The organism is Cupriavidus sp. 291-E7 (assembly GCF_057798835.1).
In genome coordinates, this window is the sequence record NZ_JBYOJV010000022.1 from 66,329 (window position 1) to 87,244 (window position 20,916).

Annotated in this window: 18 protein-coding genes; 6 read left to right on the plus strand and 12 right to left on the minus strand. The window is 63.8% G+C overall.

Features of this window, described 5'->3' with window-relative positions; all coding sequences use genetic code 11:
- Position 1: 1 nt before the first annotated feature.
- The 4 genes from AC3FLX_RS28335 to AC3FLX_RS28350 all read right to left on the minus strand — a co-directional run bounded on the left by AC3FLX_RS28335 (position 2) and on the right by AC3FLX_RS28350 (position 4,356).
- Positions 2–667: a bb3-type cytochrome oxidase subunit III gene (locus AC3FLX_RS28335; RefSeq protein ID WP_488700646.1), complete on the minus strand. Its 666-nt coding sequence runs from the start codon at positions 665–667 to the stop codon at positions 2–4.
- Positions 664–2,421, minus strand: a complete 1,758-nt coding sequence (ctaD, locus tag AC3FLX_RS28340) for a cytochrome c oxidase subunit I (protein ID WP_488700647.1) — start codon at positions 2,419–2,421, stop codon at positions 664–666. The genes AC3FLX_RS28335 and ctaD overlap by 4 nt, the downstream gene beginning before the upstream one ends.
- Positions 2,422–2,435: 14 nt before the next feature.
- Positions 2,436–3,587: a cytochrome c oxidase subunit II gene (locus AC3FLX_RS28345; protein WP_488700648.1), complete on the minus strand. Its 1,152-nt coding sequence runs from the start codon at positions 3,585–3,587 to the stop codon at positions 2,436–2,438.
- Positions 3,588–3,852: 265 nt separating this feature from the next.
- The gene (locus tag AC3FLX_RS28350) at positions 3,853–4,356 is read right to left on the minus strand and encodes a hypothetical protein (RefSeq protein ID WP_488700649.1); all 504 of its coding nucleotides are present in this window, start codon (positions 4,354–4,356) and stop codon (positions 3,853–3,855) included.
- Between the two features lie 254 nt (positions 4,357–4,610).
- On the opposite strand from AC3FLX_RS28350, the gene AC3FLX_RS28355 reads away from it, so the two are divergent.
- Positions 4,611–4,793 carry a hypothetical protein gene (locus tag AC3FLX_RS28355; RefSeq protein ID WP_488700650.1) on the plus strand — a complete coding sequence of 61 codons (183 nt, stop codon included), beginning with the start codon at positions 4,611–4,613 and terminating at the stop codon, positions 4,791–4,793.
- A gap of 227 nt (positions 4,794–5,020) precedes the next feature.
- Here AC3FLX_RS28355 and AC3FLX_RS28360 read toward each other — a convergent pair whose 3' ends face one another.
- Entirely contained in the window at positions 5,021–5,206 is a 186-nt protein-coding gene (locus tag AC3FLX_RS28360) for a rubredoxin (RefSeq protein ID WP_488700651.1), read from the minus strand.
- A 149-nt stretch (positions 5,207–5,355) separates the two neighbouring features.
- On the minus strand, positions 5,356–9,330 hold the full coding sequence (locus AC3FLX_RS28365; protein WP_488700652.1) for a DUF748 domain-containing protein: 3,975 nt from the start codon (positions 9,328–9,330) through the stop codon (positions 5,356–5,358).
- 302 nt (positions 9,331–9,632) lie between these two features.
- On the opposite strand from AC3FLX_RS28365, the gene AC3FLX_RS28370 reads away from it, so the two are divergent.
- Positions 9,633–10,943, plus strand: a complete 1,311-nt coding sequence (locus AC3FLX_RS28370; RefSeq protein ID WP_488700653.1) for an MFS transporter — start codon at positions 9,633–9,635, stop codon at positions 10,941–10,943.
- A 73-nt stretch (positions 10,944–11,016) separates the two neighbouring features.
- Here AC3FLX_RS28370 and AC3FLX_RS28375 read toward each other — a convergent pair whose 3' ends face one another.
- A complete protein-coding gene (locus AC3FLX_RS28375) occupies positions 11,017–12,090 on the minus strand; it encodes an extracellular catalytic domain type 1 short-chain-length polyhydroxyalkanoate depolymerase (protein ID WP_488700655.1) in 1,074 nt (357 codons plus the stop codon).
- Positions 12,091–12,368: 278 nt separating this feature from the next.
- Here AC3FLX_RS28375 and AC3FLX_RS28380 point away from each other — a divergent pair, with 278 nt between their 5' ends.
- Positions 12,369–13,100, plus strand: a complete 732-nt coding sequence (locus AC3FLX_RS28380; protein WP_488700656.1) for a Crp/Fnr family transcriptional regulator — start codon at positions 12,369–12,371, stop codon at positions 13,098–13,100.
- 11 nt (positions 13,101–13,111) lie between these two features.
- On the opposite strand, the gene AC3FLX_RS28385 is transcribed toward AC3FLX_RS28380, so the two are convergent.
- The 4 genes from AC3FLX_RS28385 to AC3FLX_RS28400 all read right to left on the minus strand — a co-directional run bounded on the left by AC3FLX_RS28385 (position 13,112) and on the right by AC3FLX_RS28400 (position 16,235).
- Positions 13,112–13,972: a DUF2950 family protein gene (locus AC3FLX_RS28385; protein ID WP_488700657.1), complete on the minus strand. Its 861-nt coding sequence runs from the start codon at positions 13,970–13,972 to the stop codon at positions 13,112–13,114.
- A gap of 2 nt (positions 13,973–13,974) precedes the next feature.
- The gene (locus tag AC3FLX_RS28390; RefSeq protein WP_488700658.1) at positions 13,975–15,420 is read right to left on the minus strand and encodes a DUF3300 domain-containing protein; all 1,446 of its coding nucleotides are present in this window, start codon (positions 15,418–15,420) and stop codon (positions 13,975–13,977) included.
- A gap of 82 nt (positions 15,421–15,502) precedes the next feature.
- Positions 15,503–15,862, minus strand: coding sequence for a hypothetical protein (locus AC3FLX_RS28395; protein WP_488700660.1), 360 nt, complete (start codon positions 15,860–15,862; stop codon positions 15,503–15,505).
- A 79-nt stretch (positions 15,863–15,941) separates the two neighbouring features.
- Entirely contained in the window at positions 15,942–16,235 is a 294-nt protein-coding gene (locus AC3FLX_RS28400) for a transposase (RefSeq protein WP_488700661.1), read from the minus strand.
- 843 nt (positions 16,236–17,078) lie between these two features.
- Between AC3FLX_RS28400 and AC3FLX_RS28405 the strand changes: the two genes are divergently transcribed.
- From AC3FLX_RS28405 to AC3FLX_RS28415, 3 genes are all read left to right on the plus strand, one after another.
- Positions 17,079–18,035, plus strand: coding sequence for a LysR substrate-binding domain-containing protein (locus AC3FLX_RS28405; protein ID WP_488700663.1), 957 nt, complete (start codon positions 17,079–17,081; stop codon positions 18,033–18,035).
- Between the two features lie 306 nt (positions 18,036–18,341).
- Positions 18,342–19,004, plus strand: coding sequence for a response regulator (locus tag AC3FLX_RS28410; protein WP_488700664.1), 663 nt, complete (start codon positions 18,342–18,344; stop codon positions 19,002–19,004).
- A 152-nt stretch (positions 19,005–19,156) separates the two neighbouring features.
- The gene (locus AC3FLX_RS28415) at positions 19,157–20,431 is read left to right on the plus strand and encodes a cobyrinic acid a,c-diamide synthase CobB (RefSeq protein ID WP_488700665.1); all 1,275 of its coding nucleotides are present in this window, start codon (positions 19,157–19,159) and stop codon (positions 20,429–20,431) included.
- A 21-nt stretch (positions 20,432–20,452) separates the two neighbouring features.
- Here AC3FLX_RS28415 and AC3FLX_RS28420 read toward each other — a convergent pair whose 3' ends face one another.
- Positions 20,453–20,908 (minus strand): MarR family winged helix-turn-helix transcriptional regulator, encoded by a 456-nt coding sequence (locus AC3FLX_RS28420; protein ID WP_488700667.1) that lies wholly within the window; start codon positions 20,906–20,908, stop codon positions 20,453–20,455.
- Positions 20,909–20,916 lie beyond the last annotated feature (8 nt).

Consider the following 20,916-nt stretch of genomic DNA (forward strand, 5'->3'; position numbering starts at 1 on the left):
GTCATCCCCTGCCGCAGATGTAGTTGACGATCTCCGGCGTCAGCCAGCCCAGCGCCGCCAGCAGCACCACCCATACCGCCAGCAGAAAATGCCAGTACCGCGCGCAAAGGCCGATGCGCACCAGCGTGCGCGTGCCACTGCCGCGATCGAACGCCACGAAAACGAATCCAACCAGGCCGCCAATCATGTGCAGGCCGTGCATCGCCGTCAGCAGATAGAAGAAACTGCCAGCGGGATTGCTGGCCGGCACCACATGCGCGGCGTACAGGGCCGACCACGCCCAGAGCTGCGAAGCAACGAAAGCCACTGCACCGAGCCCGCCCAGACGCAACGCACCGCGTGCGCGTGCCATGCGGCCGGCCCTGGCGGCCCGCGATGCCACCGACATCGCCACACTGGCCAGCGCCAGCAATACCGTGGACAGCCATACCTGCCACGGCAGCGCAATGCGGTGCCAGTCCGGGCTATCCATGCGCATGACGTATGCGGCCAGGAATAGCGTGAACAGCGCCGTCACCACGCCCATGAACACCCACAGACCGATGCTGCCGGGCGCGTGCTGTCCGTGGCCGTGCTTGGCGTCGCCGCCCGCGCCGCCTCCGGAGGATTCAGGCGAGACGCGAAATACCCCGGCGCCCGCATCGGCTGCAATCGTGTCGGCGCTCATACCACGGCTCCCCGGCTTGGATGCGGTTCAGGTTCCGCACCGCCAGCCTCGGGCGGTGCGTTCTGCGCGATGAAGTCTTCCTTCGCGCCCGGCACGCTGTACGCATAGGCCCAGCGGTAGACCACGGGCAAATGCGGCCCCCAGTTGCCATGCACGGGTGGTGTCTGCGGCGTCTGCCATTCCAGCGATGCGGCGCGCCACGGGTTCGGCCCGGCCGCCTGCCCGCGCCGCAGGCTCCAGAACAGGTTGAAGACGAATAGCAACTGGGCCGTTGCCACGACGAACGCCGCGATCGAGATATACATGTTCATCACGTGCGCCGACTCTGGAATGAAGCTGTAGTTGTCCCACGCGTAATAGCGGCGGGGCATGCCGAGAATGCCCAGGTAGTGCATCGGGAAGAAGATCGCGTAGGTGCCCACGAAGGTGACCCAGAAATGGATGCGACCCATCGTGTCGTTGAGCAGGCGGCCCGTCACCTTGGGATACCAGTGATAGATGCCACCGAACACTACGAGGATCGGTGAAACGCCCATCACCATGTGGAAGTGCGCCACCACGAAATACGTGTTGGACAGCGGTATGTCCACGCTCACATTGCCCAGGAACAGCCCGGTCAACCCGCCGATCACGAACGTGCTGATGAACGCGATGGCAAACAGCATCGGCACCGAGAAATGGATGTCGCCACGCCACAGCGTGATGACCCAGTTGTAGACCTTGATTGCCGTGGGCACCGCGATGATCAGCGTGGTGGTGGCAAAGAAGAAGCCGAAGTATGGATTCATCCCGCTCACGAACATGTGGTGCGCCCACACCACCACCGACAGCAGGCCGATCGCCAGGATGGCCCAGACCATCGTCCGATAGCCAAAGATACTCTTGCGCGAATGCACGCTGACCAGGTCGGATACGATGCCGAACGCCGGCAGCGCCACGATATACACCTCGGGATGCCCGAAGAACCAGAACAGGTGCTGGAACAGCAGCGGGCTGCCACCCTTGTAGTTGAGCTGTTGCCCCATCGACACCATCGCGGGCATGAAAAAGCTCGTGCCCAGCGTCTTGTCGAGCAGCATCATCACACCCGAGACGAACAGCGCCGGGAACGCCAGCAGTGCGAGGATGGTCGCCATGAAGATGCCCCACACGGCCAGCGGCATGCGCAGCATCGTCATGCCTTCGGTGCGGGCCTGCAGTACCGTCGTCACATAGTTCAGGCCGCCCATCGTGGCAGCGACGATGAAGATCACCAGGGACACCAGCATCAGGATGATGCCCCAGTCGTGCCCAGGCGTGCCGGGCAAGATCGCTTGCGGCGGGTAGAGCGTCCAGCCGGCGCCGGTTGGTCCGCCCGGCACAAAGAAGCTGGTCAGCAGCACGATGACCGACAGGAAGTAGACCCAGAAACTGAGCATGTTCAGGAACGGGAACACCATGTCGCGCGCGCCTACCATCAGCGGGATCAGGTAGTTGCCGAAGCCACCCAGAAACAGCGCCGTCAGCAGGTAGATCACCATGATCATCCCGTGCATCGTGACGAACTGGTAATAGCGGTTGGCGTCGATGAAATCGAACTTGCCGGGGAATCCAAGCTGCATGCGCATCAGGTTGGACAGCGCGACGCCCACCAGCCCCACGAAGATCGCCACCAGCGTGTACTGCACGGCAATCACTTTGTGGTCCTGGCTCCAGACGTAGCGGGTCCAGAAACTCTGCGGGCCGTGATGGGCGGCATCATCGGCATAGGCCATCGTGTCCTCCTTGCCTATTTCCCGGCCTGGGGCGCCGCACCGGCGCCGGAGCCAAGTGAATGGATGTAGGCGGACAGCGCCGCCACTTCCGCCTCGGTTACCGGCACCTTTGGCATCACCGGACCGAAGCCCTTCACCACGCGCGCCTGCGGATCCTCGATCTCCTTCTTCAGGAACGCGTCGTCCACGCTTGCGCTGCTGCCATCTGCAAACGTCTGGGTACTGCCGAACAGACCTTTCCACGACGGCCCCACGCCCGGCGTGCCGTCGACGCTATGGCAGGCGACGCACCCCTTGCTCTGCGCCAGCGCGCGGCCCTGCTCCGCAAGGTTGCCGCCCGCGACCGTGCCAGGCGCGGCGGCCGGCTGCGCGGCCTTGGCCTGCATCATGGCAAACGTCTGCTGTTTTGCCAGCCACGCTTCGAATTCCGCCGGTTCCTCAACCACCACATGACCGCGCATGTTGTAGTGGCCCACGCCGCAGAGCTGCGCGCAAAGGATGTCGAATTTGCCGGTCTTGGTCGGCGTGAACCAGAACGACGTGATCATGCCGGGCACCATGTTCATGCGCGCACGAAACGGCGGGACGTAGAAGTCATGCAGCACGTCTTTCGATCGCAGCAGCACTTTGACCGGCCGGTTGAGCGGCAGATGGACTTCCGGCCCCACCACGATCACATCGTCCAGCCCGTTTGGATCATCCGGATTCACGCCCAGCGGATTGGTCCCGCTGACGAAACGCGCATCGGTCGTGCCGAGTTGGCCACCCCTGCCCGGAAAGCGAAACGCCCATTGCCACTGCTGGCCCACGACTTCCATGCTCATGGCCTCATGCGGCGGCCTGACGTAGTCCGCATAAACGATCAGGCCCGGCGCCAGCAACGCCATGATGCCGATCGCGCTAAGGCCGATCAGCCATCGTTCCAGTTTTGGATTCTCGGGTTCATAGGCGGCGCGATGCCCGTCCCGATGACGGAAGCGCCAGGCGATATAGCCGACCAGCAGGTTGATGACGACGAAGAAGAGGCCGGTGATGGCGAGGGTAATGAGCAGTGTGTCGTCCATCTGTTTCCAGTTGGACGCCAGCGGTGTCAGCCACCAGGGGCTCAGAAAATGAAAGAGCACCGAAGCGGCAACCATGATGACGAGCACGATCGCGATCGCCATGTCCCCCTCCTCGCGTACGCAAGGGAAACGGGCCGGCAGGTGCGCCCGTTCACGCACGTGGAATAAGCCTAGTGCATCGACTCAGGTCACTGCAAGGCGACATGAACGCCGCCGGGTACGCTTGCGCGCACGCGTGGCCTGCGTGCGGTGCAACAGGAAAATGGCGGAGGAGAAGCGCTCTTCCCAACCGCCACGCACGGCGCACGCGGGCCGGTCGTACCGGCCAGGCTATGCGCGCAACAACTTATCTCATATCTCGATGTATCTAGTGCACGACATCGCGCGATTCGAGCTTCCAGTAACACAGCGCGATGCACATGCCGAAAATCAGGTGGCCAACCATCGTGTGCCATCCGCGTGCATCGACAAACCACGGGAACGCGGCCGTCATCACGTAGAAGTTGAACAGGTAGACCGCCAGACCGAACACGGCGCCCACGAGCATCGACATGCCGATGCTGGAGTCGAGCTTGAACGGTGCAATGATGGCGCACAGCACGCAGCCAAGTATCGCCCCAATCACGAAGTGGATGATCAATGCCACAGCCACGGTGCCGACGCTGAACATCGACGTCTGCAGCACCTCGCGCCCCATCACGATGGCGGCGATCAGGCGCGTGGTGCCCCACGGGTGTACGCCAGCGACCATGCTCGACCAGAACATCTCCACGACAATCAGCAACGCGCCCGCGGCAATGCCCGATACCGCGGCGGCAGACCAGTCGGGCAAACGACGCACGTAGTGGTGCGAATGCATGTGAAGTTCCATAGTGTCCTCCTGGTCTTCGGTGGCCCATGATGGCCATCATGCGTCCAGCATAGGACACCTGCCGCGCAAGCAAAGGGCGCTCCCATCTGCCGCTTTGCGTACCAGCTAACAGAAGTCTCGGATGCGAGACACGCGCACCGGGTGCAACCCTGCAAGCGTTTCAAACATTGCGGGACAACCCTGACACTTGCCGCCTTGTATTCGCCACACACGGCCTATACTGGAAACACAAAGAAGCAAGACAGGAGACCGCCATGATTCACATCCAGGCGCATGATCTTGTGTTTCTGATCCCAATGGCACTCGTCGGCCTTCTGGCGATGGGTGCGATCCCGATCGCCGCCAAAGCGCTGCGAATCAGTTGCCGCTGCGCGGGCGCCATTATCGGGGTGCTGCTTGGGGTACTCGTCCTGGAGGCGCTACCGCTGCTGATATAGCGATCCGCTCCTGGATATGACGCCTGGCGAGAGGGAGGCGTGATGTCGCTGACGTTGCTCGCCGCTGTCATGGCGGCGCTGCTCATATTGACTGTCGCTTCAGCGCTTTGGCGCTGCAGCCATCCATACCGGATGCGCTACACGCGCTGCGCATGCCGGCGCGAGCGCGCCGGACTTTGCAGGGAGTTGCGGCGAAGGCACTCCCACGTACCCTGATTTCTCCGACCTCAGATCTCGATCATCGAGAAATCGGCCTTGTAGACATCGCACTCCGGGCAACGCCAGTCTTCGGGGATGTCTTCCCAGCGCGTGCCGGGCGCAATGCCGTCCTCGGGCCAACCCTGTTCTTCGTCGTACACCCAGCCGCAAATCAGGCAAACCCACGTCTTGTAGGCAATCGCTTCCTGCTCCAACACTCGCTCCTGTGAGATTTCAATATGGCGGTCCGGGGCGAATGATACGCGGATTCAGCAAGGTACCCGGGGCGCGGCATTCGAATGCTTCCGTTCAAACGCCGCGCCAGGTGCGATTGCGGCAACGCGCAATCGGTAGTGCTGAGTTGCTATTGCCGGATCGAGAAATCGACGCGGTTTGGCGATCCCTTGTCCTTGATGCCTTCGGCGGTCAGCTTTGGCGCCGTCAGAAAGAGCTTCGCCTCCGGTACCTTGCCATCGCGTTCGAGCGATTGCTTGACCGCCAGCGCGCGCTGGTCGGCCAGCGCACGTAGCTCGGCTTCGGTGACCGGCGCGTTTTCCAGCAGCAGCTTTTCCATCTCGGCCGGTGGCAGCGATTTGTTCAGGCCAATGAAGTTCTTGGGCTTCTTGAACGACTCGCGTTTGTACACGGCCTCCAGATACTTTGGATACTCCTGCTTCGACACCGTGATGCGCGCACCCTGGTCGCCGCCCTCGCCTTCCTCGGCCTGCTCGCCCGCCTGTGCCGAACGGCGCAGTTCGCGCTGCTTGGCGTTGGCCACGCGCTCGTCAAGCCAGACGCGGCGCGCGCCGTCGGCGTCAGTCGCCGGATCGATACGGCCGCTGATTTCGAGCCGCAGCGACGGACGATCGTTCAGTGCCTTCCCGATCGTTTCGATCTTCTTGCGTGAGTCGTCGGTCAGCGTCGACGAGCCGGGCGCGAACTCGATGTAGCCGAGTTCCTCGCCGCCGCCGCCAAACGCCGAGGCAATCAGCGAGAACGGTGACGTGATCGCCTTGGTCAGCAGGTTCACGATCACGCGCACGATCACACCGCCGATACTGAACTCGGGGTCCGATAGCGACCCCGACACCGGCAGGTTGATATCGATAACGCCGTTACGGTCCTTGAGCAGCGAAACGGCCAGCAGCACGGGCAGCTTGACCGCGTCCGGGCTGTCCACCTTGTCGCCAAACGTGAGCTGATCCAGGTACAGGTGGTTGCGGGCATCGAGCTTGCCGTTCTCAATCTTGTACGCCACGTCCACCGTGAGCTTGCCCTTGGTGATCGGGTACCCCGCGTACTTGGCTGCGTACGGCGTCAGGCGCGTCAGCTCCACGCCGGCTGCCTTGGCCACGATATCGAGATAAAGCTGTTCACCCAGCGGATTGAGCTTGCCGCTGATGCTGACCGGCGCGTCGTCATCGAGCCGCCCATCGAGCACGAGATCGGCTGGCGTGGGATCGGCCGATGACACCTTCGACACGGAACCCTTCATGTCAGTCAAATTGGCCGAGTAGTTGGGCTTGACGAAGAAGTCCGAGAAATTGACGTTGCCCTTGTTGATCGTCACGCCGCCGAGGCGAATCTGCGGCTTCGGGCCGGCTGGCTCCTTGGCCTGCGCCTGCTGTGGCGCTGGCTTCGCCTCGGGCGCGGAAGCCGGGCTTGCCTGGGTCAGGCTGGTCGATGGCGCAGCCTCGCCTTTCTCGGCACCACCGGCCATCACATCCTGCAGATTCAGCCGGCCATTGGCATTAAGAATCACGCGCGCATAGAAGTCGTTCAGCGCGACGTTGGCGACGCCCACCTGCATCGGGCCCTTGGCATCGTTCATGTTGAAGTCGATGCCGTTGACCGCGAGTGCGCGCCAACGCAGGAAGTCATCGCCGGTGATCCGGTCCACGGTGCGCACGTTGCCCGCAAAAGCGTTGCCATTGAAGCGCACCGCGATTGGCTTGCCCGGTGGCGCATCGTAGGCGAGCTTGCCCTTCAGCGTCATCGTTCCGCTGCGCAGCGCGGCGTTGAAGCGGTCAGCCAGATAGGGCTGCAGCGGGGCGATGTCCAGTTCGCGCAGATCGAGTTGCAGTTGCGCGGCCGGGCCCGTCGGCACGACCTGGCCGTCGATATTCATGACGCCCTTGCGGCCGCTTTCCGCATGGAACTTCATCGGCAGCACGCCGGGCGACAGCGGCCACGTAATGGCGCCAGTGGTCAGCCCGATATTGCGGAACTGGTGAATCACGGGGCGTCCACGGTTGGCATCGGCCGGCGCATAGTCGGCCATCCGCGCCTCGCCGCCATCGACGGCGATCTTGCCAACGCGGACCTTCCATCCCGGCGCGGCAGCGCCGTTGGCCTTCGGCGCGGGCCTGGCGGCGGCTTTCTGTTCCGCCGCCTTCTGTTCGGCCGACTCGGAAGCCCAGATCTGCGCCGACTCCAGCAGTTGGCCGCGGTGGTCGCGCGTGGCCGAGATGGCCGGCTTCACCAGTGCCACCTGGCTGGCCTCGAAAGTCTGTTTGGCCAGGTCGAGCTGAATGTCATCCAGCACAAGCTTGTCTGCCTTGATCAGCGGCAGATTGGCGCCTTCGGTATCCGCCACCCGGTTGGTCCGCACGGCACGGCCCGCACGGGCACCCTTGCGTGCCGCCGTGGCCGTCGGCTTCGCATCGGCATCGCGGTCGTTCGCGGCAGCCGCCGGCGCGGCGGGCATCTTGACCGGCTCAAGCGTGGACACATACACGGGCGACAGCTCCACGCGCGATTTCTGCAGCGTGAACTGGAACACGGGCTGCGACCACGCCATCGTGTAGTGCAGTTCGGCATTGACGGCGGTCTCGCCAAACTGGCTGCGCAATTCGTGCGGCCACCAGGCGGAGAACCCTTGCGGACGCAGGCCAGCGGTTTCCAGCGTACCGGTCAGCGTGCCCTGCTTCAGACCAAGTTCGCCGCTGTGCTTGACGGTCTGGCCATTGGCGATCGTGATGTTGGCGTCGAGCTTCGCGGGCTTGTCTCCTGCGCTGGCCAGGCTGGCGATATCGACGTTGATCGGCCCGATATCGAGCTTGCCAGGCCCGGAAGGTGCCAGTTCATCGACGAGTCCGAGCTTTGCTTCCTTGACCGTGACCCGATCCACGGCATAGGACCACGGCTCGTCGCCGGCCTTCGGCGGCGGCTGTACGCCAGCAGCGGACGGCGCGGATGCGGATGCGGCCGGCGCCGATGCTGGCGCGGTTGCGCTGGCGGACGCCGGCGCGGCAGCCTTCGGGGTGGGAGCCGCTTCCGGCAGGAATGCCGTGGCAAGGTTCAGCGTGCCGTCCTTGCGCCGGAGTGCCTGCAGGTCGAAGCCCTCCAGGTCGATGCTCTTCACATGCGCCTTGTGAGCCAGCGGCTCGACACGGCCCAGGTCCACGGCTAGACGGCCGGCCTTGATCAACGGAGCGCCCGCGAGCGTCTCGACGTCGGCTTCGCGCAGGGTGACCGTGCCGGACACGTACAGATCCTGCGTGTCCTTTTCCTGGCGGAATCCGACGTTCAGGCGTGTATCGACCAGCCCGCCCTTGACCCGCGCGTCCTTTAGCTTGGGCGCGAAGGCCATGTATTTGGCCACCTCGAGTCCATCGAGGTTCACATTGAGGTCGGTCTGGTGGGTATCCGAAAAAGGCTGCGACGTGCCGGCCATCGCCAACGGCGAGCCATTGATCTTGGCAAACAGCGACGGACGCGTATTGATCGTCACGTCGTGCGGCAGGTTCGACAGGAACGGCAGCGTCAGCGTGAAGTTCTCCACGCGCTGCACGGTATCGAGCGCCTTGTCCTCATAGACAAAGCTGCTGTTGGTCACCGCGATATTGCTGACCGAGAACTTCGCCGGCTTGCTGTCCGCCGGCTTGGGCGGCTGCGCGGCAAAGCGATCCTGGATATCGGCAAAACTCATGCGGCCTTCGGCATTGCGCATGACATGCACATTGAGCCGGTCCACATGCAGAAAATCGACCACCGGCGCCAAATGCCAGATCGACGCAGCCGACGTATTGGCTTCGACTTCACCCAGCGTCAGCATGGGCGTCTTGCCATCGGGTTCGAAAATGGTCAGGTCATTCAGCGTCGCGGCCAATTCGAATGGCCGCACGTGCGCACCGCCGAGCGTGACCTTGCGGCCCAGCGCTTCGGTCGCGTTCTTTTCAACCAAGTATTTGATCAGCGGCGGTCCGCCGAAATAGCCGGCCAGCCCGAAAACCGCCAGCGCGGCCACTACCCCGCCCGCAATACGCACCGCCGCGCGCCGGCGCGGCGTTGCAAGGGCCGCCCCTGTCGCGGCCTGGATCGAATCCTTGAAAGCCATGTCACCTCAGAAAATATGACCCCGCGCAATCTGCGCTTTGTGCCCCGGATTTCACTTGCCTTTGTATTATGGAGACGGATTATGGCAGCCCAAAGCTCGAATTAGTATTGAATCTGATGAAGATCGAGGTTGAAACGTATCGATCTGGTATCTTTACGCCTTTGCGAAGCGTCCCGTCGTGCCCGCCTGGTTATCCACCGGCCCCGGTTCGCCAAGTTCGTGTCGTCATCCCTTCGGCCGTCTCCCTCCACGTCATCCGTGTTGCGCGCTTCGCATGTGAATGTATCCATGCGAGTCTTTTCATGTCCACCTCCAGCAGTACGGCCGGGGCACTGGGCGCGCAAGGCGGCCACGCCGCCCGCCCGCTGACCGGCCAGGATTACAAGACGCTTGCCCTCGCTGCACTGGGCGGCGCGCTTGAGTTCTACGATTTCATTATTTTTGTTTTCTTTGCCAAGGTCATTGGCCAGCTGTTCTTCCCGGCTTCGGTGCCGGACTGGCTGCGCCTGCTGCAAACTTTCGGCATCTTCGCCGCTGGTTATCTGGCGCGTCCGCTGGGCGGCATCATCATGGCCCACTTCGGCGACCTGCTGGGCCGCAAGAAGATGTTCACGCTGTCCATCCTGCTGATGTCCGTGCCGACGCTGCTGATGGGCCTGCTGCCCACCTATGCCTCGATCGGCCTGCTGGCTCCGATGCTGCTGTTGGTGCTGCGTATCCTGCAAGGCGCGGCCGTGGGCGGCGAAGTGCCGGGCGCATGGGTCTTTGTCTCCGAACACGTGCCCAAGCGCCATATCGGCTACGCCTGCGGCACGCTGACGGCTGGCCTGACGGCGGGCATCCTGCTCGGCTCGCTGGTGGCAACAGGCATCAACGCGATCTTCGACCCTCAGGAACTGCTCTCCCACGGCTGGCGCGTGCCGTTCGTGCTGGGTGGCATCTTTGGCGTGGGCTCGATGTATTTGCGCCGCTGGCTGCACGAAACGCCGGTGTTCGCCGAACTGCAGCAAAAGAAGGCCCTGGCCGCGGAAATGCCGCTCAAGACCGTGGTGCGCGACCACCGTGGCGCCGTGCTGATTTCGGTGCTGCTGACCTGGATGCTCTCCGCCGGCATTGTGGTGGTGATCCTGCTGACGCCTACGTACCTGCAAACCCTGTACGGCTTCGACGCCCGGACCGCGCTCGTGGCCAATAGCGCCGCCACGCTGTTCCTGTCGATCGGCTGCGTGGTGGCCGGTGTGCTGGCCGACCGCATCGGCGCACGCCTGACGCTGGGCATCGGCGGCCTGCTGCTGGCCGCCACGGCGTACGCGCTGTACACGACGATCGGCACACGCCCCGATTTGCTGCTGCCGCTGTACGCACTGGCCGGCTTCTTCGTTGGCACGATCGGCGCGGTACCTTACGTGCTGGTCCATGCATTCCCGGCACAGGTGCGATTCTCGGGGCTGTCCTTCTCGTATAACGTCTCGTACGCGATCTTCGGCGGCCTGACGCCGGTGATCGTCTCGCTGATGCTGAAGAGCGACAAACTGGCGCCGGCCCATTACGTGGTGGCGGTTTGCATCATGGGCGTGATTACCGCACTGTTCGTTCGCAAGCGCGAAGCCTGATCCACTGGCTCGCGGAACAAAAAAAGGGGGGAAGGCCATCAGCCTTCCCCCCTTTTTCATGACGGCGCGAGCGTCATGCCGCCCGGCTGTGCTGCCGGAAAAACTGCCACATCATCCAGCTGGCATCGGGACCAATGTCACTGTGGTATTCCACGCTGGCATCGCCGCCGCTCCAGGCATGGTCCAGACCAGCCACCTCCACCAGCCGCACGAGATCGCGGTTCCAGCGGCCAAAGCGCGCCTCGCGATAATCGCCATCGGACAATGGCGGCGCGTCGTTGGCACAGTCCAGCCGCTCGCCGATGCGGTCGCCCAGCCCGTTGTAGGCCAGAAACTGGCGCGCCAGCAGACGGCCGTTGACAGGATTCACCGCGTCGTCGGTCAGGCCATGCACGACGATGGCCGGCATTTCCGGGCCACCCGGCGTCACGCCGGCAGCATCGAGCAACTGGTCAGGCTGCGTTTCCGTGCCATGACGCATCGCCCTGAGACCCGCGCGCGGATTGTCGGCGGCGCCAATCACGACGCCCGAGTGCAAACCCACTGCCGCCACCTTTTCGGGATAGCGCAGCGCCACTACCGCGGCCATCGCCGCACCTGCGGAAAGTCCCGCCAGATAGATCTCACCCGTACGGACGTCGGGCCGGTTGCCCAACTCATCGATCAGCATGGCCACGGCCTGCGCTTCGCGCCCGCCCACGGTGGCGCCGAGGTCGAACCACTGCCAGCAGCGATGCACGGAGCGGCGCAATGGCTGCTGCGGATAGGCCACGATAAAGCCCTCCCGCTCGGCCAGCGCGTTCATGCGCGTGCCGGCGGCGAGATCTTCGGGTGTCTGCTGGCAGCCGTGCAGCATCACCACCACGGGCAATGCGCCCTTGGCGCCAGCTGGGACGTAAAGTCGATAGGACAACTGTGGCACCAGTTCGCCCGGCAAGGGCGCCAGTGCCAGCTTGTGAGATTGCCAGGACCCAGGCAACTCAGTTGGGGCGGGTTCGCCCGCTGCGGGGTACCGCAGTCGCCGTGCGGCCGGCTGCGCCGGATCAAGGCGCCCCAGCCAGGAACGGAATTGCTTCGCGGCCCGGTATTGCGTGCGACCCAATTGTCGCAACTGCGCATCCCAGGCCGGAGACAGGCTTTTGGCCATATGAAGACTCCTGCTCATCTAGGAACGAGTCTCCTCCTATATTGTGCGACGCAGCATAACACAGTCGACGTGACGAATTAGCGGCATTGTCTGCAAGATGCAACATGAAAAAACGAAACAAACTTTCCCTTGCGGACCGGCATCACCCAAACGCGTGATGGCCGTCGAAAAAAGTAAGCGCATAACGACGAAAGAATGCAGAACGCGCGCAGATCTCCGATGTTCCAGGCCATTTATACTGACCGGCACAAGATCCCAATGAATGGATTCGCGCGGCGATGTCTGTTGACCGACCCGGCGCAAGCGCCCCCTTCTGCACCCTGTGTCCGTTCCGCCTGGCATGTCGCAATGCCGGCGGCGATGCCGCGTCGCTCTCGCCGGAGCGGGTGTATCTACGCGCCGGTGAAGCGCTGTACACGCAGGGCCGGCCCGCGCTGGCCGTCTACCCGATCCGCAGTGGGGGTCTCAAGAATGTGTATGAATCCGAGCTTGGCTGGCGCCAGGTGAGCGGTTTCGGCCAGCCTGGCGATGTATGCGGGCTGGAGGCCAACGAGGCCACCACTTACGGCACAAGTGCCATTGCCCTGCAGGACACCGAGTGCTGCGCCATTCCGGTGGAGTCCATGCGCCGGATGGTGACCGAACCCGCCACGCGCGCCGCCGTTTTGGCAATCCTGCGCCGTCAGGCCCAGCGTCAAGCCGAACTGCTTGTGGCAATCGGTTCGATGAAAGCGGCCCAGCGGCTGGCCATGCTGCTGCTGGATCTGGCAGCGGAGCAGACCCGGCGCAGCATCACGGACGGCGTATTGACACTGGCGATGACGCGCAACGACATCGCCAGCTACCTTGGACTGACACTGGAAACGGTCTCGCGGCTGCTGTCGCGCTTTGGGTCCGTGGGACTGATCACGGTGCGGCAGCGCAAGCTTCGCATCGTCGATCACAGCGGGCTGGCGGCCGTGCATGCCGACCCGGACCGCATCGCACTGCGCGGCCCGGCCGACAACTGACAAGAAACCCGCTACTGCTTTGCCACTTGCTCCCAGCCCTCGGGCGCAAAGGTGCGCACGGCACCGGCACGTGATGCCGTGCCCTTGCCCAGATCGCGCTCGTAGAACTTGCGGTCACTATCAAGCATGAACGAATGCACGCCCGACTCTCCATAGCGGGCAGGCCATGCAATGAACGCGAACTTCGCATCGCTGCCCTTCGGCAGCGCGATCACGCGGTAGCGGTAGCCAAAGAACGCCTCGTCGGGCGGCGTCTGCGGACCCATCGCCAAGGCATCGGGTCCTAGCGGGCTATCGTTCTCCGTCGAAGCGGACGGCCAGTACAGTCCGTCGGTCTTGCCCGGCGTGCTGACGAGCTGGCGTGCGTAGCCACCCTTGCCGACCTGCTCCGCATAGCGCTGCTGGGCATCGGCCAGTTGCAGCAGCGTGTCCATCGCCACGATTTCGTTACGGCCGATGCGCCGGACGCGTACTTCGCGTTCACCCGCAGGCAGATCGAATTGCCAGCCTGACTTGCGTTTCACGATGGGCACGGGAAACGTCCATCCGCTGCCGCCCACTTCCACGCTAGCCACGCCGTCACGCTCCTGGCGGATGGCATGGTGATTGGCCCAGGCGCCTAGGAAATCGTAGATATCCTGCTCATCGAGCTGCGGCGGCACCAGCCTGTGATACTGGGCGCCGAGCACGCGCTTGAGGGCGTCGGTGTCGCTCCGCGCGACGCCATCGCCCAGCGCTTCCATAGCCGCTTCGGGCGACGAAAAGACCTGCTGCGCCATTGCTGCCGGTGCGGTCAGCAGCGCCGCCACCGCGAGCACGCGCAACGACTGCCATACGCGGCCGTTGCCGCGGGTTCCCTGGTTGCGCTTCATCGTTATCTCCGACCGTGACCGAAATGACCGCCGCCTCCGCCGCCGCCCCCACCCCCGCCAAGATGCGCGCCGCCTCCACCACCACCGCCACCCTGGAAGCCGCCGGATCTTTCAGACATCCCACTTTGCTGTTGCCGTCCGGCATTGGTGTGCTGCAGGCTGCCGCCGCCGCGATCGGCCTGCTGGCGCATGCGGTCGCCATTGCCTGCATCGCGGAATGCGTTGTCACGATTGCTGTCGCGTGCGCGGTTGCGCGCTTCGTTCTGGTCCGCACGCTGCCGGTCAGCACCGGCCGGCCGTGCATTCTGCCCACCGCCCTGGCGATTCACGCCGGACGCGTTATGACCGGCAATTGGCTGGCCCGTGCTCCCCTGGAACGACTGGGCGGCACGGTCACGCGCGGCATCGCGGCTTTGCTGGTTCTGCACGCCACCGCCGCCCTGCCCCAGTCGCTGCTGGTTCTGGATACCGCCGCCGCCTTGCCCGGGCCGCTGCTGGTTCTGCACGCCGCCGCCTTGCCCCAACCGCTGCTGGTTCTGGACACCGCCGCCGCCTTGCCCGAGCTGCTGCCGGTTGGCCAGTCCCTGCTGCCGCTGCGCATCGAAACGGTTGGCGACGTTCGGATTGTTGTAGGGCACGTTGCCCCGATTGGCGGGGTTGTGCTGCCAGTTCACGTTGGCCCGGTTCACGTCGAGCCGCTGGTTCACGTTGACGTTGTTGTAGCGGTTGACGTTGATATTCACGTCATGCGAGCCCCAGTTGAATCCGCCCCATAGCGAATTCACCGCAGCCACGCCAAGCCCGAATCCGATACCGGACACCAGCGCCGTTGCGAATACCGATCCCGGTGGCGGCGGATAGTAGGCTGGCGGATAGGCGGGATAAGGCCAGGCGCCGTAGACCACGGTGGGGTTGTACGTCGGCACATACACCACCTGCGGATTGGCTGGCTCGATCTGGACGACCGTGGTGCCGCCGCTCTGCTGCGTCACCACCTTCTGCTGCTCCGTGGTCTTCAGCGTGCCGGCCTTCTGCGCCTGCACGCGCAGGCGTTGCACGGAATCCATTACGTCATCGGGCTGCGCCAGGAACGCATCGCCCACGGACTGCACCCATTGCGGCTGCCGTCCCATCATGTCCATCACCGATGGAAAGGCCACCAGCGACTGCACGCTGGGATCCCACGGCTCGCTGGTCACCGCCTTGGTGGCGGCATCGCCCGACAGGCTCGGATTCGACTTCGACCACTGCGCGGCCGCGGCCACATCGGCCGGATACGTCGAAGCCATCAGCACCTGCGATAGCAGCGCATCCGGATACAGCGCCACCGGCGCCAGTAGCTGATCGAGATGCGGTTTGTCGAGTTTGGACTGGGCCAACGCACCGCCGGCGGCAGCCAGCAGCGTCAGCCCGAGCATCCAGGCCAGGAATCGTTGCATACGCAACATGATCGCTCCCTCCATGATGAAAAAAAGGACCGCCAACCGTGTCTTCGATGCTGGCCGAGCCACGCTTCCTGGTGCCGACAGCCTACTTGCGGGCCTGCGCGCACTCCTGCCGGTAGGCTTCTTCCAGGCGCTTGCGTTCCGGTGCGCGCTCCAGTGTGGAGTAGTTGCGGCCATCAGCCGTGGTCACCGATGATTTTCCTTGCGACCACTGCGGCCCGGCAGGCAATGCGTTGATCTTGTCGAGCAACTCCTTGCAATGCGCTCGCTGCGACGTGCCAGCGGCGGCGCCCGGATCGTCCACGGTGGACGTGGCGGGATCGAGCATGCGGGGGGGCGGCGGCGCGATCATCGGCGTGGCCGGATCCGTCGACGGTGCCTGCCCGAAGGCAACGAGCGGAACAAAGCATCCTGCTGCAGCGATGGCTGCGAAAAGCTTTCTCACCAGAAAAACTCCAGAATTCAACGGCAACGTGAACATTGCCTTGCGATGGCATCCGGCCCGCACGTGGCGGCGCACGGCGTCACGAATCCGCCTTGCCGTTGCCACGCCTGCCGGTACGGTTGCGCAGCAGCTCGAGTTGCAGCAGCGCATCCGCAAGCATACCCTTCAGACGCGCGTTCTCTTCTTCCAGCTGGCGCATGCGGCGCGCGTCGGCGGCATCGCCCTGCCGGTGCTGCCCGTACCTGTTGCGCCATCCATAGAACGATGCGTCGCTGAAGCCATACCGCGCGCATAGCTCCCGCACGGGGACCCCGCTCGCGGCCTCGGCCAGGTACATGCGGATCTGTTCCTCCGAATAGCGTCTGTTCACCATACCTCCGCTCGTCGGCTTCTCGTGCGGCGGGCACGACGGCCTGCCGATCATGCGGGTAAGGTAATCCACCGCATGCACAAAAGGAATTCAGTGTCTTCGCGGCACGAGTTAAGCAAATTTAACGGACGCATCGGCACTGCCAGCCACGCTGCCGGCAGCGCCAGGCCGTGGCGGTAACCCCCATATGGGGCACGCAAAAAGCATCGAACCAAATTTTGCTTTTCCAACTTGGAATATTCCTATTTTGAATCGTGCTCCATCATGCGATTCAAACCATTTCCTTCAGCAAAACGTGACGATCGTGTTCCGCCCAGCGGGACAGCCCGCATCGCCGTATCGCCCGTCCCACGCGGCTTTCAGCCTTGTATGGATGTGCGAACAAAGCGCCTTTACCAACGCCATGACAAAGGTGGCATCAAACGCGGTTCTAGTAGTTTGGTAAATGTTGTATTAAGATTTCTTCGCATCAACTAACTTTCAAAACGCCTGCAAGGCACGCCTCCCCGGCGTAGCAGACAGGCGTCCGGCAACACGCAACAGCAACGTTTCTTGCTGTGCGACTGCCGGGTCCGGGCCTGAGGAAGAGGAGCCACTGCCATGCCGCAACCGTCTTCGACGCATAGTCGAAGACGCGCGGTAATTGTGGATGTGTCCATGTGCAACACATGGATAGCATCGCCCGGGCGTATCGAATTTGTTCCCGCCCTTTTGTAGTTTCATGCTGTATTGGTCGCAGGCATTGCGAAGTGTCAGAACCTGCAACGGCAGGTCTTCCAGTCACGAAGTTGCAATGCTTCACCACAACAAAAAAAAACCAGCAGTCTCGGATCGGGAGAAGTCAGTATGCGGCACGTCAGCACCAAGCTATTGCATGTGTTCGTCCTGCTCATGGAGTACCGCGACCTCAGCGCGGTAGCCGCTTGCACTCAGGGACGCATTCCAACCGTGGCTTACAGCCTGGCCCGCCTGCGCGAGATCACTGGCGACGCGCTGTTCGTCAAGCGCAACGGAATGTTGGAACCGACGCCGCATGCGCTGCGGCTCGAACAAACCGCCAGACAGATCCTCGCTCGCTGGAACCATCTGGTGCAGCCACAGGACCACAATGGACCGGCGGCCAGCAATAGCCGACGTATTTCGATCGGATTCTCGCCGTCAATCGGCGATCCCGTAATTACAGAGATTCTTACGGCACTCTGCGAGCGATTCCCCCACGACAGTTTCATCACGCGCCCCGTGATCGCGGACGCAGCGCTGGGCGACTGCCTCGACACCGGAGACCTCGACTGTGCGTTCGTGGTCGACGGCGCCAGCGTGCCCGATAGCGTGATTCCGCATAGCATTCTGGCCACGCCGCGCCGCCTGGTGAGCGCCACACGCGGCGGCGGCAGCAACGACGAGGCCAAGACCGACTGGATCCTGCTACAGGAAGATTGCGAGAGCGGCAGCCCGCTGCATGCCTTCCTGACCCGCCGCGCCAGCACGCCGGGACACCGCGAAACCGTGGTGCCGTCCTGGCATACGCAGATCACGCTGCTGCATGCGGCGGGCGGCATTTGCCCGATACTCGATTTCAACGTGCCACTGGTCACGCGCGACCGCAAGACGCGGCTGCTGGCGCCACCGGCTGCGTTCCCCGCCTGGGCCGCGCTGCATTTCTGGATGCCGCAACGCGCGCCCGACCGCGCGGCACTGCGCGAGATCATGGATGTTGGCACGTCCGTGCTACGTGATCCGCTCAAGGCCATCGACAGCCGCCGCCACGCACAGAATCAGGCCCGGCCCCTGGCCGTAGCCTGAGTTCCGCACCACACGCACGCCTTGGCTTGGCCCCGCGATGACCATCGCGGGGCCACTTTGCGCTTTTCGCACGCAAACACACGACTCGTACGTGCATTTTGCGAATCCTCTTACTCCCATACTGCTCCACCCGCATTAACCTCGCCGGGCATCGCAGGTGTCGAGGGCCATCGCCCGTTTGGTCCACTTCACCGCATGCGCGCAGTTGCTGCGTGTTCGCGCCGTACGCACTCCCGCGTGCGGCGCTTTTTTGACGCCAGCGAGAAGCCGAACGCTGAGCCATTTGTACAGGACAGGAGTCGATGGATGACGTTGAGGATTTTGCTGGCCGACGACCACCCCGTCATTACGGCGGCAATCCGAGCCAGGTTGCAAACGCAGACCGGCTGGGAAGTTTGCGGAGAAGTTGCCAGTGCCACCGAACTGCTGCAGCAGGCCGATCTTCTGCGGCCCGATGTTGTGGTCACCGACTTTCATATGCCAGGCCCCGCCGAACTGGACGGCGTACGCCTGCTCACGGCGCTGCGGCGCCGGTATCCGGGCATGTCGGTCCTGGTGCTGACGATGATCACCAATCCGCTGGTACTGCGGACCATTCTCGATGTGCGCGTGCAGGGGCTGCTGCTCAAGGACAGCCAGCTTGCCGAAATCGTCACGGCCATCGCGCGCGCGCAGCGGGGCTTCACCTATATCGGAAAATCGGCGTTGCGGGCCTTGGCCCCGACCGAGTTGAGCATGATGGTGCCAGTCGGCCGCGACGGCATGCTGCGGCTGTCCGCGCGCGAAATGGAAGTGCTGCGCCTGTACCTGACAGGACGCACGGTGACCGAGATCGCCGCGACGTTGTGCCGCAGCGTGAAGACCATCAGCCGGCAGAAAAACTGCGCGATGCACAAGCTGGGCGTCAGCAACGACCGCGAACTGTTCGAATGCGCGGCGCTGCAGGGCATGGTGCTGCCTCGGTGCTGAAGATCATGGATACCGCTCGCTATAATCGGCCACGCCAGTTGGCCATGCTCAATTCCTCACCGCGATCTGGTTTGCCCACCGATCCCGTTTCGCAAATGTTGCCGCACTCTCCCGCTCCGATTCCAACCAACACCCGCGCCGTACCGGCATTGATGATCGCTGCTCCGGCGTCTGGCCAGGGCAAGACCACCGTGACTGCCGCCCTGGCCCGTCTGCATGCACGCCAGGGCCGCCGGGTCCGCGTGTTCAAGACCGGCCCCGACTTTCTGGACCCGACGCTGCTGGCGGCGGCCAGCGGCGCGCCGGTGCAGGCGATCGATCTCTGGATGACCGGAGAGGCCGATGCCAGGGCCCGGCTGGCCGAAGCGGCGGAGCAGGCGGACCTGCTGCTGGTGGAAGGGGTGATGGGACTGCACGACGGCACGCCCAGCAGCGCCGATGTGGCACGCCTGTTCGGCCTGCCGGTGCTTGCCGTGATCCAGGCCGGCGCGATGGCTCAGACATTCGGTGCGGTGGCTTACGGGCTTGCCCACTATGGCAAGCCATTCCGCGCCATGCACGTGCTGGCCAACGGCGTTGGCAGTGAGCGTCATGCAGGCATGCTGCGCGAGAGCCTGCCGCCTGACATCGCCTGGGCAGGCGCCCTGGCGCACGATGCCTCGGCGAGCTTGCCCGAGCGGCACCTCGGCCTGTTCAGCGCGGACGAATTGCCCGACCTCATGCAACGGCTCGACAGCCTGGCGGATGCGCTGGCCGCACTGCCGCTGGCGCACCTGCCCCAACCGGTGGCTTTTGCTCCGGCCGCCATCGAGGCACCGCCACGGTTGTTGGCTGGCAAGCGCATCGCCATTGCACGCGACGATGCCTTCCGGTTCATTTATCCGGCGAACATCGAGACACTTGGCGCGCTGGGCGCGCATATCGCCTGGTTCTCGCCGTTACGCGACCATGCCCTGCCACCGTGCGATGCCGTATGGCTGCCTGGCGGCTACCCTGAACTGCATGCGGCAGCACTGGCGGCCAATACGTCGATGCAGGAAGCGTTGCGCGATGCGTGCGCACGCGGCGTGCCGATGCTGGCGGAGTGCGGGGGCATGATGGCGCTGTTCGAGCGCCTGGTCGACAAGGCGGGAGTCAGCCATGCAATGGCCGGCCTGTTGCCGGGTACGGTCACGATGCAGCGCAGGCTCGCCGCGATCGGTCATCAGGCCGTGGCGATGCCGGCCACCGGTGAAGTGCTGCGTGGACATACGTTCCACTATTCGAGCGCGGCTTCCCCGCTGGTGCCGGCTACCAGGGCAGTATCCCCGCGCGATGGCAGCACGGGGGAGGCGGTGTATCAGCTGGGCAGCCTTACCGCTTCATACGTTCACTTTTATTTCCCGTCGAACCCTGCCGCGATTGCGGCGATCTTTGGGGCCGCCTAGCGGACGGCGCCCCTGAGAACGTCAGGCGGCATCGCGCTCGGTGCGCTCCACGGCGTCGGCGATGCCGGCCTCTAGCTGGGCCAGGCCCTTCGAGAGGTTGTGCATCGTGGTTTCCGACACGTTGGCAAGCACGTCCTGCAGGAATTCCGCGCGCCGCGGCATTGCCTGGTCGACAATCTCGCGGCCCAGGTCAGTCAGCGTGACGTTGGTCATGCGGTTGTCGCGCTCGCTTGTCGAGCGTTCGATCCAGCCAAGTTCCTGCAATGCCTTGAGCTGCCGTGTCAGCGCACCGGGGTCCATGCCGACGCGATCGGCCAATGGTTTTTGCGCAATCGGGCCCTCGTGCCCATGCAGGGCAAACAGAATGCGCCAGCGCGGCAAGGGATGCCCGATACGCTGTTCGAACGCGGCGGCGTACGCCCGGTAAGTGCGTCCGAACTGCTGCAGCACGGCCAGGCTTTGTCGCTCCAGTTCCAAAATCCAGT